We start from the raw sequence: 12,782 nt of genomic DNA, 5'->3' as shown, positions 1-12,782 counted from the left end.
CGGCATGCGTCTTCGAGCGAAGAAGTCCCAATTCGCGTTCGGAAAACGCGTCAATGTCACAAGCGGGATAACATCTCGGCGGGCCGCGGTCCATCGGCCTCGTGGGCGATGGACCCCCGGACCGGGCCGCGGGTGAGGACGACCGCGAACAGCAGCGTCCAAAGCGACTGCATCAGGATCGGAATGACATAGTACGGCGTGAAGACCGGATGCGTGGCAAAGAAAGCCAGGTTCAGCACGAGATTGCCGGCGACGAGCAGCGCGAGCTTCCTGACGCCGGGATGGCCGGCGAAGCGCCACAACAGCACGGTCGACGCGCAGGCGATCACGATCAGCGGAAACTGCGTGTCGCGGAGATAGGCCAGCAGCACTTCGGGATCGAGGCGCGGCGGCGCGGTATCCTGACCGCCGTAGGCCGAGACCAGGGGATGGCCCGAATTGACGAGGTTCGCCGCGAACACCGGCAACAGCCCGACCAGGAACGCGAGGCCCAATGCGAGCCCTGCCGCGAAGGTCTCGCGGCTGCGCCAGATCAGGAAGGACAATCCGAAGAACAGGAAATAGCCCGCGGACAGAACGACGTTGGCAATCCTGAAGCTCGCGGACAGGCCGAGCAGAATGCCGATGGCTGCGATCATCAGCAGCCGGCGCCGGTCCTCTTCGACGAACAGCCTCGCCGTGAGCAGGCCCGTCAATGCACAGACGACCATGGTCGGCGCCATCGAATAGCTCGCCTTGGTCGGATTGATCATGAAATAGATCGAGAGCGCGCCGAACAATGCGGCAAGCGTCAACGCGCCCCTCTCGCGCGCCCGCCACACGCCGTAAAGCGCAAGCGCTGCGATGATCGAATTCGCCAGCACATAGAGCGGAACGACCTGGAACCCTTCCGGGAACAGCGCCAGCACGAACCCGGTGCCTGGCGGCGGCGTCATCACGCTCTTGCTGCCGTCAGTCGTCAGCGTGTGGCACGGCGCCCGGGTCCGATCGCTCCAGTCGGGATAACCGATACTGCGCAATTTGCTCGCGAGATAACCGTCGGTTTCGCGGGCGAGGCTGGTGTCGAGCCCCTGCCATCCGAAGCGCTGGAACAGATGCGCCTGCCTGAGATAGCAGATGTCGTCATAGACGCCGCGGCTCTCGCTCCAATGCGAGATCAAGCGAATATTGCTGGCCAGCATTGCCAGAAACAAAATCGAGACAAGGACTTTTGCAGCTCTCATGGAGGTCTGCCGGGCGGCCCGGCGCAGCTGGGGAAAAGGCAGGCCGCCTGTACAGGAAAAGCATCGGCAAGTATAGCAAGGTGGGGGATTTTGGAGGTGAGGCTGACGTGGCCGAGTTGGGCATGGATATGGGCTTGGATTCGGTCGCGGCATCGAATTCAACCGACGCGTGCCACGACGGTGCCGCCGCACCGCGCATCCTGCTCGTCATCCCCTGCTTCAACGAAGAAGCCTCGATCGGCAATCTCCTCGATGAGATCGCCGCGACCCGCCGCCGCTATCACACCCTCGTCGTCGACGACGGCTCGTCCGACGCAACTAGCGCGGTCGCAGCTTGCCGCTCACCGGTCGCCCGCCTCGCGCACAATCTCGGTATCGGCGGCGCGGTGCAGACCGGCATCAAATATGCGGCGCGTCAGGATTTCGATTTCTGCATCCAGATCGACGGCGACGGCCAGCACGATCCACGCGCCATCGAGACGCTGCTGAACGCCTATCGCAAAGACCCCGCCAACATCACCATCGGAAGCCGCTTCATCGACAATGCCGGCTTCTGCTCGACGCGCATGCGGCGCGCGGGCATCAAGCTGATCGTGCTGGCGCTCAACAGCCTGTTCTCCGGCGGACGCATCACCGATCCGACCAGCGGCATGCGGCTGCTCGACCGCTCCGCCATCGCCTTCTTCGCGAAGGCCTATCCTGCGGATTTCCCCGAGCCGATCTCACTGGCCTGGGCGATGCGCGCCGGCCTCACGGTCAACGAGGTCCCGGTCGAGATGCGGGCGCGCGAAACCGGCGTCAGCTCGATCGACGGGCTGAAATCGGCGAGCTACATGATCCGCGTCCTCGGCTACATCCTGCTCGCGCGTCTGGTGAGATCGCCATGACGCGCTGTTCCACATCGTCCTGCCACTTCACCAGCTCGTCGAACATCCCGAGGGGACCGCGATGACGGACGTTCTTCCCAGCTTAGAGACGGTCATCGTCATCTCCGTCTTCGCACTGATCTACATGCTGATGCTGCTGAAGAGGACGCTGCGGGGCAGATTGGATCTCTACGATTTCCTGATGCTGTCCATGGTGGCGATCATCCCGGCGGCGTTCGCCTTGTTTCCGAGCATCGCCTATCTCGTCAGCCATTTGACCGGCGTCGTATTTCCATTCGTGGTGATGTTCGGCGCCCTGTTCCTGGTGGTCTTCGCGTTCATGCACAACATGACGGCGCGGCTGCACAGGCTGGAGCGGCAGAACTGCGCGCTGATTCAGGAGCAGAGCCTGCTTGCGCTGGAGCTGCAGGCAAAAAAGAGCGGCCGGTCCGACGGTTGAGCTCGGCCGCCAGATTGCCTCAACGCCGGATCGCTTCACCGCCAGATCACCTTACCGCCAAGTCGCAATCAGGGGCTTGCCATCCAGCACTTCCGCAATGCGCAGCCGCGTGCCAACCGTGGTCCCCTCGGGCAGCGCATTGATCGCGAAGAATCCGCATTCGACGATCTCGCGGTTGGGCTCAGGGATGCGGTCCTGCCGGAAATGCCTGACCACGTAGACTGCGACGTGATCGCGGCGGGAAACGTGGCTGTTGAGGAAGATGCCATGCAGCTCGGCAGCACCGGTGAGGTCGATTTCGCCCTCCTCCTTGAGCTCGCGCCGCATCGCCTGTTCCATGGTCTCGCCGAGATCGACGCCGCCGCCGGGCAAATACCAGCCGCTGACATAGCTGTGCCGGACCAGGAACACGCGGTTGTCGGCATCCAGCACCACGGCGCGGACGCCGAGCGTCATGCCGCGGACGATCAGGAAATAGGCGTGGAAGAATCGCCGCAGCAGCGGCTCGGCTTTCCGTCGGACACGGTTCAGACGTTCTCCCATCAGGCTTCCTCGACGCCGCGGTTCAGGCTCTGCTTGCGCGTTCCTTGCGAGCTTGCCATTACAGCAGAGCAATAGCGAGGCAATCGCGCCCCATGGCTCCCAACACGATGGCTCCCAACACGCTGGCTCCCTTCACGCTCGCCCATCTGTCCGATCCGCATCTGGCGCCCCTGCCGAAACCGCGGCTGATCGAGCTCGCGGGCAAGCGCGCGTTCGGCTACGTCAACTGGACGCGCAACCGCCACAAGTACCAGCGCCGCGAGGTGCTCGACGCGCTGGTTGCCGACATGAAGGCGCAGGCGCCCGACCACATCGCAGTGACCGGCGACCTCGTCAACCTCGCGCTCGAAGCCGAGTTCGCGCCGGCTCGCGCCTGGCTCGACGAGGTCGGCCCGCCCGACCGCGTCACGACGATTCCTGGCAATCACGACGCCTATGTCCGCGCGACCTTCCACCGCTTCGGCGAAACCTTTGCTCCCTATCTCTCGGGCGACGACGGCCGCATCGGATTTCCCTCGGTGCGCCGGCGTGGGCCTCTCGCGCTGATCAGCCTGTCCACGGCGGTGCCGACGCTGCCGCTGATGGCAACGGGCACGCTCGGACGCGATCAGCTTGCAGCCCTCGAAGCGCTGCTCGATCGCCTCGCGGCCGAGGACGTCTTTCGCGTGCTGCTGGTGCATCATCCGCTGAAATCCGACGCGCGCCAGAAGCGGATGACGGACGCAGCCGCGCTGCTGGCGCTGCTCAAGCGCCACGGCGTCGAGCTGATCCTGCACGGGCACGACCACATTCATTCGACGATGTGGTTCGAAGGCCCCAACGGCAACATTCCCGCGCTCGGCGTGCCCTCGGCCTCCGCGCTCGCGCACGGGCGCTACCCGGCGGCGGCGTATAATCTGCTCAGAATCGAGAAGGACAATGCCGGCTGGCGCTGCGAGCAGACGGTGCGCGGGCTCGGGGCCGGTTTTCAGGTCGGGCAGATCAAGCATGTGAGGCTGATCTAGCTCGCTATCATTCCGCAGCATGAGCGACTGTGCGCAATTGCGCACCTGAGAATCCATCGGGCCGCAGTGCGTGGCGATGAATGGATTCCGGGTTCGCGCTTCGGGCGCCCCGGAATGACGTGAAGAAAATTCACCAGCTCCGCAAGGCCGCCACCACGGCAAGCCCGAACAGCGCGGCGGCGCCGAGCACGAATCCGAACACGAACGGCCAGAGGCGCGAGCGACGCGGCGGCGGCTCGGCCACCGGCATGGGTTCGGGCGGGACCACCATGGCCCGCTCGCGCTCGACCATGCGGCGCGCGACATAGTCGGTGACGGCCTCGACGATTGCCCCGGTGTCGTGCGATTCGGCGAGCACGATGCGGCCGAAGCGGGTGTCCTGGACGAAGCGGTACATCCGCTTGTCGCGTCCCATCACGATGTGGGCGACGACGTCGATCCACAGCCGCGGCGTATCGCCCTGGCTGACGCCGCGGTCGAACAGGTCGATCTGGTCGGGCACCTGAGCGAACAGCGGGTCGAGCGCATCATTGAGGATTTCGAGCCGCGCCACCTCGGCGTCCCTGAGATCGACCACGACGCCGGTCCGGTCCGCGGCCTCGATCCGCGCACGCAGCAGCGCATCGCGCAGCCGCACCGGGCGCGGCTGGCCGGGAGGGGTCCCGCTGGTCTCGGGCTCTGACATGGTCGGCCTCGTCCTCGACTTATCCTCATTAACCTATCAGCAACCACACCCTCAGCAAAGACCCACAATTCCAGATACTTACGGCGCCCACAGCCGTTTCGCCTGTGCCAAAAACAGACGATCCCACCCAGGCAGAGCCTGGATGGGACCATCCGTCCTTGGACGTCTTCTTAAGTGAGGGCGATCAGGCCGAGACCCGCGAGGGCTCCTCCACGATCGAGAAGCGGACGCCGGCCTTGTGGCGGCTCTCTTCCGAGACTTCCTTCCAGCAGTCCTCCGCTTCCTTGCGGGTCTTGAACGGACCCTTGACCTGGGCGGAGCCCTCCACGAGCTTGTGGAAGTTCATCGAGCCGAACTCGCCGCCGATCACCCAGAAATTGCTGCCTTTGGTCATTGTCAGTCTCCTGTCCAATAGCGTGCTGCGTTAGCCGAACTGGTTCATCGTGTTGTGGGCGCCGCCCGCCTTCAGGGCAGCCTCGCCGGCGAAGTACTCCTTGTGGTCGTCGCCGATGTCGGAGCCGGCCATGTTCTGGTGCTTCACGCAGGCGATGCCCTGACGGATCTCGGCGCGCTGGACGTTCTTGACGTAGCCCAGCATGCCCTGCTCGCCGAAATACTCGCGAGCGAGATTGTCGGTCGAGAGCGCCGCCGTGTGGTAGGTCGGCAACGTGATCAGGTGGTGGAAGATGCCGGCGCGCTTGGCCGAATCCGCCTGGAAGGTACGGATGCGCTCGTCAGCTTCCTTGCCCAGCGGCGTATCGTCGTACTCCGCCTTCATCAGCTCGGCACGGTTGTACTTGCTGACGTCCTGGCCCGCTTCCTTCATCGCGTCGTAGACCTGCCAACGGAAGTTGAGCGTCCAGTTGAACGACGGCGAGTTGTTGTAGGCGAGCTTGGCATTCGGCACCACCTTGCGGATGCGATCGACCATGCTGGCGATCTGCTCGATATGCGGCTTCTCGGTCTCGATCCAGAGCAGGTCGGCGCCGTTCTGCAGCGAGGTGATGCAGTCGAGCACGCAGCGGTCCGCACCGGTGCCGGGACGGAACTGGTAGAGGTTCGAAGGCAGGCGCTTCGGACGCATCATCTTGCCGTCGCGGTTGATGATGACGTCGCCGTTGCGAGCGTTCTCCGCAGTGATCTCCTCGCAATCGAGGAAGCTGTTGTACTGGTCGCCGAGGTCGCCGGGCTTGTGGCTGACGGCGATCTGCTGCGTCAGGCCGGCGCCGAGCGAGTCGGTGCGGGTCACGACGATGCCGTCTTCGACGCCGAGCTCGAGGAAGGCATGGCGGCAGGCGCGGATCTTCGCCAGGAAGACCTCGTGCGGCACGGTGACCTTGCCGTCCTGATGGCCGCACTGCTTCTCGTCCGAGACCTGGTTCTCGATCTGCAGCGCGCAGGCGCCCGCCTCGATCATCTTCTTGGCGAGCAGATAGGTCGCTTCCGCATTGCCGAAGCCGGCATCGATGTCGGCGATGACGGGCACGACGTGGGTCTGGAAGTTGTCGATCTTCGCGATCAGCTCCTTCTCACGGGTCGTGTCACCTTCCTTGCGCGCCTTGTCGAGCAGGCGGAAGATGTCGTTGAGCTCACGGGAGTCCGCCTGACGCAGGAAGGTGTAGAGCTCCTCGATCAGCGCCGGCACCGAGGTCTTCTCGTGCATCGACTGGTCGGGCAGCGGACCGAACTCGGAGCGCAGCGCCGCGATCATCCAGCCGGAGAGGTACAGATAGGTGCGATCGGTCTTGCCGCCGAAGTGCTTCTTGACCGAGATCAGCTTCTGCTGGGCGATGAAGCCGTGCCAGCAGCCCAGCGACTGGGTGTACTTGGTGGGGTCCTTGTCATAGGCCGCCATGTCGGCCCGCATCAGCGCCGCGGTGTAGCGGGCGACGTCGAGGCCGGTCTTGAAGCGGTTCTGCAGGCGCATGCGGGCGACGGCCTCGGCCGACACGCCGTTCCAGGTGGGCTGGGTCTCGAGGAGCGCCTGAGCCGCCTTGACCTCGTCCTGATACGAGGACGGGCCCTGGAGGGTGCTGATGCCGCGCGGCTGATAGTTCATGTGCCTAATCCCTTTGCTGGCGATGGCGATGGCAGGCCATCGACATTCTTGACAGTGCATTGCGATATGCGTGTCAGGAGCTAAACGCGAAAACGGAAACTTCGTATAGATGGCTTGTTTTTTATTGGTGATGTCATGTAACATCAGAACATGTAATAGATGTTATTTTGTAAATATTGTAAAATAATAGGTCAGCAAGCCTGTCCTTGTACGACTCTGGAGATCCGAGACATGCCCGCCAGTTCCGGCAAGAAACTCTTCGTCGGCCCGCGCTTCCGGAGAATCCGGCAGCAATTGGGGCTGTCGCAGACCCAGATTGCCGAGGGGCTCGGGATCTCGCCGAGCTATGTCAATTTGATCGAGCGAAACCAGCGCCCGGTGACCGCGCAGATATTGCTGCGGCTGGCCGAGACCTATGACCTCGATCTGCGCGACCTCGCCACCGCCGACGAAGACCGCTTCTTCGCCGAGCTCAACGAGATCTTCTCCGATCCCCTGTTCCGCCAGATCGACGTGCCCAAGCAGGAGCTGCGCGACCTCGCCGAGCTCTGCCCCGGCGTCACCCATGCGCTGCAGCGGCTCTATGCGGCCTATACCGAGGCCCGCCAGGGCGAGACGCTGGCCGCAGCGCAAATGGCCGACCGCGACGTCGGCACGCGCTACGAAGCCAACCCGGTCGAGCGGGTGCGCGAGCTGATCGAGGCCAACCGCAACTATTTTCCGGAGCTGGAGCAGGCCGCCGAGACGTTGCGGGATGAGCTGAACGTGCCGGCCGAAGGACTCTATGCGGCGCTGGCCGCCCGGCTGCGGGAAAAGCATTCGATCCAGACCCGCGTCATGCCGGTCGACGTGATGCGCGAGACGCTGCGGCGTTTCGATCGCCACCGCCGCCAGCTCCTGATCTCCGAGCTGGTCGACCCGCCCGGCCGCGCCTTCCAGCTCGCCTTCCAGCTTGGCTTAGGGGAATGCGCGCAAGCCCTGGAGAGCATCATCGGCCGTGCCGGACCGCTCGACGACGCGCCGCGCCGCCTGTTCCGCATCACGCTCGGCAATTACTTTGCGGCGGCGGTGATGATGCCCTATCCGGCGTTCCTCGCCGCCGCCGAAGCGCTGAACTACGACATCCACGTGCTGGCGCAGCGCTTCAATTCCGGCTTCGAGCAGGTCTGCCACCGGCTCACGACTTTGCAGCGGCCGAACGCGCGCGGCATCCCGTTCTTCCTGCTGCGCGTCGACAATGCCGGCAACGTCTCCAAGCGCTTCTCGTCAGGCACCTTCCCGTTCTCGAAGTTCGGCGGCACCTGTCCCCTGTGGAACGTGCATTCGACCTTCGACACGCCCGACCGCCTGCTCAAGCAGGTGATCGAGCTGTCCGACGGCACGCGCTATTTCTCGATCGCGCAGATGGTGCGCCGCCCGGTCGCGCCGCACCCGCTGCCGCAACCGCGCTTCGCCATCGGCCTCGGCTGCGAGATCCGCCATGCCGCGCGCCTCACCTATGCCGCCGGCATGGACCTGGAGAAGACCGAGGGCACGCCGATCGGCGTCAATTGCCGTCTCTGCGAGCGCGAAAACTGCGCCCAGCGCGCCGAGCCGCCGATCACGCGCACGCTGATTCTGGATGAGACGACGCGAAGGGTGTCGAGTTTTGCGTTCTCGAATGCTCGGGAGTTGTGAGGGAGTATCTCTTGCGGGAAGCGAGCCCACTCACACCGCTGTCATGCCCCGCGAAGGCGGGGCATCCAGTACGCCGCGGCCCATTGGCTCCATCATAACTGTCACGGAGTACTGGATCGCCCGCCTTCGCGGGCGATGACAGCGGAGAATGTGGCGCGACTGACCCGCCAACGCCTCACGCCAGCGTATGCACGATCACGGGGCCCGCGGCGGCGCTCGCATGCCCGGCGAGCAGCGGGCCGAGATCCTTTTCGATCCAGGCGATCGCGCGCCGGTTCGCTTCCTCGGCCTGCTCGAACTTGTCGAAGATCGAGATCGCGGTGACCGTGTCGTCGCCGGCATAGACGACGTAATAGGCGCGGAAGCCGTCGACGTCGCTGATGATCGGAACGGCGCCGTCCTTGATGCGGCGCGCCAGCTCTTCCGCACTCCCGCTTTTCGCCTTGGCCTGACGGATGGCGGCATACATGGCATCCTCCCTTCCGGCTCGTGATGAGGGGCTTGTTGCCCGGAACGATGTTACGCCGAAGCGCCCCGCCAATCCATGCTTGGTTAACCCTGCCCTAATCCGCTGCGGCGTTCTGCAACCAACGGTTAAGCACGCCTCAACATCGGTGCCTTAGTCTCGCCCCACTCACTTTTCGCAAACAACGGTGACCTATTGTGCCGGGCGAAGTGACATCAGGGGGTTCATCATGCGCATTGCGTTGCTGCTGACCGCAATCATCGTCGGCGCGCTCTTCGCCAGTCCGTCCCATGCCGGATCGCTCGATGCCGATGCAGCACAGCCGCTGCCACCGGGCTTCCAGAGCTACCGCGGCTACATGTTCGACCTGTCGGAGAATTCCGACCGCAAGGACGTCGACAAGCTCACCGACAATCTGAAGCAGCAGATCGACCTCGTCGAAGGCGCCGGCCTGTCGCCGCGCGTGCTGCGCTTCTTCCATACGGTGCCGATCGTCGCGAGCGAGCTCGCCTGCCTCGACGAAGGCGCCGCGACCGCGTGCTACGGCCGGGTCACGCCGGACATCCGCCGCACCGCGCCGCGGACGCTCACGGTGTGGGATCCGGACAAGCAGCGCTGGACCAATCCGAACGCCGTCGACCTCGCGGTCGATTCGGGGCTCGGCGTGATCATGCTGCGCCCGGACATGATGCGCTACGAGAAGGAGGCCGTGCTGCTGCACGAGCTGCTTCACGCCTATCATGCGCGGCTGCTGCCGGACGGCTATTCCAACAAGGGCGTGATCGCCTACTACGCCCTGGCGAAGTCCAAAGACCTGCTGCCCAAGGACAGCTATGCGATGAAGAATCCCATGGAGTTCTTCGCGGTGACCGCCAGCATCTTCCTGGCCGGAAAGAGCGAATTCCACGACCCGAAGTCGCGCGAGACGCTCAAGGAGAAGATGCCGGACTATTACAAATATCTGGTCGGCGTGTTCGGATTCGACCCCGAGCCGGCGGCGGCGAACGGTCCGGTTGCCTCGCTGAAATAAGGCACCCCGCCGAAACATTGGAAAGCCGCGCGCCATGCGCGGCTTTTTTGGTTTTGGCCGGCCAGAAGCTGCGGATGACACCCGGCCGGGAATTGCCAAGGCGGGGCCCGATCTGCATAGTCCCGCCCGCATCGATACCTGATTTCAAGAGGATAGAACAACATGGCGGACGCCGACCTGGATGTCGTGATCCGGCAACTGGCCAGACAGCTGCATACGGGCCTGATGACCCGCGCCAAGGAGCGGCGGGATCGCTTCAACGGCCTTGCGGCCAAGGCCAAGAGCAAGGAGACAGCCGAGCGCTTCAAGATGATGGCCAAGGCCACTCTGGAGCAGGCCACCGCTGCCGCCAAGCGCCTACAGATGTCCGCCGACAACGTCGCCGACAGCTACGCGCGGTCGATGCGGATCGCCGCCAGCACGCCGGTTGCGGTGAAGGTGGAGAAGAAGGCCAAGGACGAGAAGCCGGCGAAGAAGGCTGCCAAGGCGAAGAAGGCGAAAGCCAAGAAGGCGAAGTAAGCGCTGGAATTCTTCCCTTCTCCCTTGTGGGAGAAGGAGGCGGCCATGGGCCGCCGTTCTGAGGAACGCCGAAGCAAAGCTTCGGCTATGGCGCCGGATGAGGGGTTGCCTCCGCAAACTCAACGCAAGAGATTCACGCGCGGAGAGATACCCCTCACCCGTCTCGCCGCTACGCGGCGAGCCGCCCTCTCCCACAAGGGGGAGAGAGGGTACAGAGAGCAAGATCCACGAGAATTTTATCGCCTCGGCACGGACGCCTGCGCCGGCTCGGCGCTCGCGAGTTCGGCGAGCTTGGCGCGGGCGGCTTCGCGCGCGCGGCCGTCCTTGCCTGATGGCAGCGCCAGCGCCGCCTCGAAATCGGCGCGCGCGTCGTCGGCCTGGCCGCGGGCGAGGAACGCGAGGCCTCGGTCGAGGCGGGCCTCGGCATTGCTGGGATCGAGGCGGACCGCCGTGTTGTAGCTCAGGATGGCGCGATCGAGATCGCCAGTGGCGGCGAGCGCGAGGCCGCGCTGGTGATAGGGCGCAGCGAGCTTGGGATCATGCGCGATCGCCTCGTCATAATCGGCGATGGCGAGCTCGAGGTCGCCGTTCTGGCGGCGCGCGAGCGCGCGGTCGCGATAGAGCGCAGCGCGGTTGGGATTGAGGTGAATCGCCTCGTCGAAATCGGCGATCGCCCGCCTGAAGTCGCCATGGCGCAGCGCGATCCGTCCGCGCCCTTCATAGGCAAAGGCGATCAGCGAGCCGCGCAGCGGCGAGAAGCCGATCACCGCCGAACAGATGTCGGGATCGTCCTCATCGCCGCAATTGACGACCATGTGCGTGGACAGGCCCAAGAGCACGCAAAGGACGATCAGCAATGGTATGGCAAACCTGGTCATCTTCGACGGTGACCGGCAGTGGGCCGGCCACACATCCCCTTTCGAAGAAAGCATCACCCGCGCGTGTTAGCACCCGATCAGGCGATCCTGTGTGCGCCAGGTCACAAAACCGGCCTCGATCCGGGCCGGCTCCGTCAGCCCCAAGGACCACGTGAGGGGCCACGCGACGGACCTCGCGACGACGAGCGCCCCCACGGTCCCGCCGGCGGATAGTTCTCGTTGGCACCGACCGACGGCGCCGCCCGCGTGCCGAGCTCGGCCGCCAGCTGCTGGAGCGCGGCGATGCGGTTCTGCGTCGAGGGATGGGTGGCGAACAGATTGTCCACGCCATGGCCCGACAGCGGGTTGATGATGAACATGTGCGCGGTCGCGGGGTTTCGCTCGGCCTCGTAATTCGGCACCTGATGCGCGGCACCCTCGATCTTGACCAGCGCGGAGGCCAGCCACATCGGTTGTCCCGCGATGCGCGCACCGAGATTATCCGCGGCGTATTCGCGCGTGCGGCTGATCGCCATCTGCACCAGCATGGCGCCGAGCGGAGCGAGGATCATCATCAGGATCGAGCCGACGATGCCGAGACCATTGTTGTTCTCGCGATTGCCGCCGAAGAACATGCCGAACTGCGCCAGCATGGAGATCGCGCCGGCGATGGTCGCAGTGATCGTCATCAACAGCGTGTCGTGATTTTTGATATGGGCGAGCTCGTGCGCGATCACGCCGGCGAGCTCCTCGCGGCTGAGTTGGCGCATCAGGCCCGTGGTGACGGCGACCGCGGCATTCTCCGGGTTTCGCCCGGTCGCGAAGGCGTTGGGCTGCACCTCGTCCATCAGGAACACGCGCGGCATCGGCAAGCCGGCGCGGCCGGCGAGCTCGGCGACGAGCCCGACCAGCTCCGGCGCAGTCGAACGGTCGACCTCATGGGCGCCGTACATCGAGAGCACCATGCGGTCGGAGTTCCAGTAGGTGAAGAGATTGGTCGCCGCAGCAATGACGAGCGCGATCATGGCGCCCGAGGCACCGCCGATCAGATAGCCGACGCCCATGAACAGGGCAGTCAGGCCTGCAAGCAGCATTGCGGTACGAAGATAGTTCATGGCCGTCTCCTGGGCCGGCCGCGGGCAAACCTTCGGCCGCCGCTCCAGAACTATGAATGCCGCCAGATCCCGCAAGGTCGTGCGTCGCCCGGCCGCAGATCCATCTCGCATCAGGACTGGGGCAGCAGCCTTGCTGGCCCCGCTAAACCTTGATCGGGATTTGCGCAAAAACGCGCACGGACGCTTAGCAATCTGGAAAGCGCATCTCCGCTTAAGTGGCGGTAGCCCGGCACACCCCGCGGTGGTTGCGCATTGACCGCTTCCGTTGGCACCCGTCA

General features: G+C 64.6%; 14 protein-coding genes. 6 read left to right on the top strand and 8 right to left on the bottom strand.

Annotated elements, in window-relative coordinates; translation table 11 throughout:
* Positions 1-56 precede the first annotated feature (56 nt).
* Positions 57-1,223 carry a hypothetical protein gene (locus AC0WRY_RS08510; RefSeq protein ID WP_246776443.1) on the bottom strand — a complete coding sequence of 389 codons (1,167 nt, stop codon included), beginning with the start codon at positions 1,221-1,223 and terminating at the stop codon, positions 57-59.
* 122 nt (positions 1,224-1,345) lie between these two features.
* On the opposite strand from AC0WRY_RS08510, the gene AC0WRY_RS08505 reads away from it, so the two are divergent.
* Both AC0WRY_RS08505 and AC0WRY_RS08500 read left to right on the top strand, forming a co-directional pair.
* Positions 1,346-2,110 (top strand): glycosyltransferase family 2 protein, encoded by a 765-nt coding sequence (locus tag AC0WRY_RS08505; RefSeq protein WP_246776442.1) that lies wholly within the window; start codon positions 1,346-1,348, stop codon positions 2,108-2,110.
* 61 nt (positions 2,111-2,171) lie between these two features.
* Complete coding sequence (locus AC0WRY_RS08500; protein WP_194406572.1) at positions 2,172-2,549, top strand: DUF2304 domain-containing protein; 378 nt, start codon at positions 2,172-2,174, stop codon at positions 2,547-2,549.
* A gap of 51 nt (positions 2,550-2,600) precedes the next feature.
* On the opposite strand, the gene AC0WRY_RS08495 is transcribed toward AC0WRY_RS08500, so the two are convergent.
* Positions 2,601-3,092 (bottom strand): NUDIX domain-containing protein, encoded by a 492-nt coding sequence (locus AC0WRY_RS08495; RefSeq protein ID WP_194406571.1) that lies wholly within the window; start codon positions 3,090-3,092, stop codon positions 2,601-2,603.
* Positions 3,093-3,214: 122 nt separating this feature from the next.
* Between AC0WRY_RS08495 and AC0WRY_RS08490 the strand changes: the two genes are divergently transcribed.
* Positions 3,215-4,096, top strand: coding sequence for a metallophosphoesterase family protein (locus AC0WRY_RS08490; RefSeq protein ID WP_194408202.1), 882 nt, complete (start codon positions 3,215-3,217; stop codon positions 4,094-4,096).
* A gap of 130 nt (positions 4,097-4,226) precedes the next feature.
* On the opposite strand, the gene AC0WRY_RS08485 is transcribed toward AC0WRY_RS08490, so the two are convergent.
* The 3 genes from AC0WRY_RS08485 to AC0WRY_RS08475 all read right to left on the bottom strand — a co-directional run bounded on the left by AC0WRY_RS08485 (position 4,227) and on the right by AC0WRY_RS08475 (position 6,840).
* A complete protein-coding gene (locus AC0WRY_RS08485) occupies positions 4,227-4,781 on the bottom strand; it encodes a hypothetical protein (RefSeq protein ID WP_194406570.1) in 555 nt (184 codons plus the stop codon).
* Positions 4,782-4,965: 184 nt separating this feature from the next.
* Entirely contained in the window at positions 4,966-5,175 is a 210-nt protein-coding gene (locus AC0WRY_RS08480) for a DUF4170 domain-containing protein (RefSeq protein WP_028134831.1), read from the bottom strand.
* A gap of 30 nt (positions 5,176-5,205) precedes the next feature.
* On the bottom strand, positions 5,206-6,840 hold the full coding sequence (locus AC0WRY_RS08475) for an isocitrate lyase (protein ID WP_194406569.1): 1,635 nt from the start codon (positions 6,838-6,840) through the stop codon (positions 5,206-5,208).
* 231 nt (positions 6,841-7,071) lie between these two features.
* Here AC0WRY_RS08475 and AC0WRY_RS08470 point away from each other — a divergent pair, with 231 nt between their 5' ends.
* A complete protein-coding gene (locus AC0WRY_RS08470; RefSeq protein ID WP_194406568.1) occupies positions 7,072-8,517 on the top strand; it encodes a helix-turn-helix domain-containing protein in 1,446 nt (481 codons plus the stop codon).
* Positions 8,518-8,692: 175 nt separating this feature from the next.
* On the opposite strand, the gene AC0WRY_RS08465 is transcribed toward AC0WRY_RS08470, so the two are convergent.
* Positions 8,693-8,986: an antibiotic biosynthesis monooxygenase gene (locus AC0WRY_RS08465; protein ID WP_014497428.1), complete on the bottom strand. Its 294-nt coding sequence runs from the start codon at positions 8,984-8,986 to the stop codon at positions 8,693-8,695.
* 226 nt (positions 8,987-9,212) lie between these two features.
* Here AC0WRY_RS08465 and AC0WRY_RS08460 point away from each other — a divergent pair, with 226 nt between their 5' ends.
* Together AC0WRY_RS08460 and AC0WRY_RS08455 are read left to right on the top strand one after the other, a co-directional pair.
* Positions 9,213-10,013 carry a hypothetical protein gene (locus AC0WRY_RS08460; protein WP_194406567.1) on the top strand — a complete coding sequence of 267 codons (801 nt, stop codon included), beginning with the start codon at positions 9,213-9,215 and terminating at the stop codon, positions 10,011-10,013.
* Between the two features lie 162 nt (positions 10,014-10,175).
* Positions 10,176-10,532: a hypothetical protein gene (locus AC0WRY_RS08455; RefSeq protein WP_194406566.1), complete on the top strand. Its 357-nt coding sequence runs from the start codon at positions 10,176-10,178 to the stop codon at positions 10,530-10,532.
* Positions 10,533-10,768: 236 nt separating this feature from the next.
* On the opposite strand, the gene AC0WRY_RS08450 is transcribed toward AC0WRY_RS08455, so the two are convergent.
* Together AC0WRY_RS08450 and htpX are read right to left on the bottom strand one after the other, a co-directional pair.
* Positions 10,769-11,410, bottom strand: coding sequence for a tetratricopeptide repeat protein (locus AC0WRY_RS08450; RefSeq protein ID WP_194406565.1), 642 nt, complete (start codon positions 11,408-11,410; stop codon positions 10,769-10,771).
* Between the two features lie 134 nt (positions 11,411-11,544).
* Positions 11,545-12,504 (bottom strand): zinc metalloprotease HtpX, encoded by a 960-nt coding sequence (gene htpX / locus AC0WRY_RS08445; protein ID WP_194406564.1) that lies wholly within the window; start codon positions 12,502-12,504, stop codon positions 11,545-11,547.
* Positions 12,505-12,782 lie beyond the last annotated feature (278 nt).

The organism is Bradyrhizobium sp. T-12 (assembly GCF_058314695.1).
Note: the sequence above shows the minus strand (reverse complement) of the source record. Positions and strands in the feature narration are given on the sequence as shown.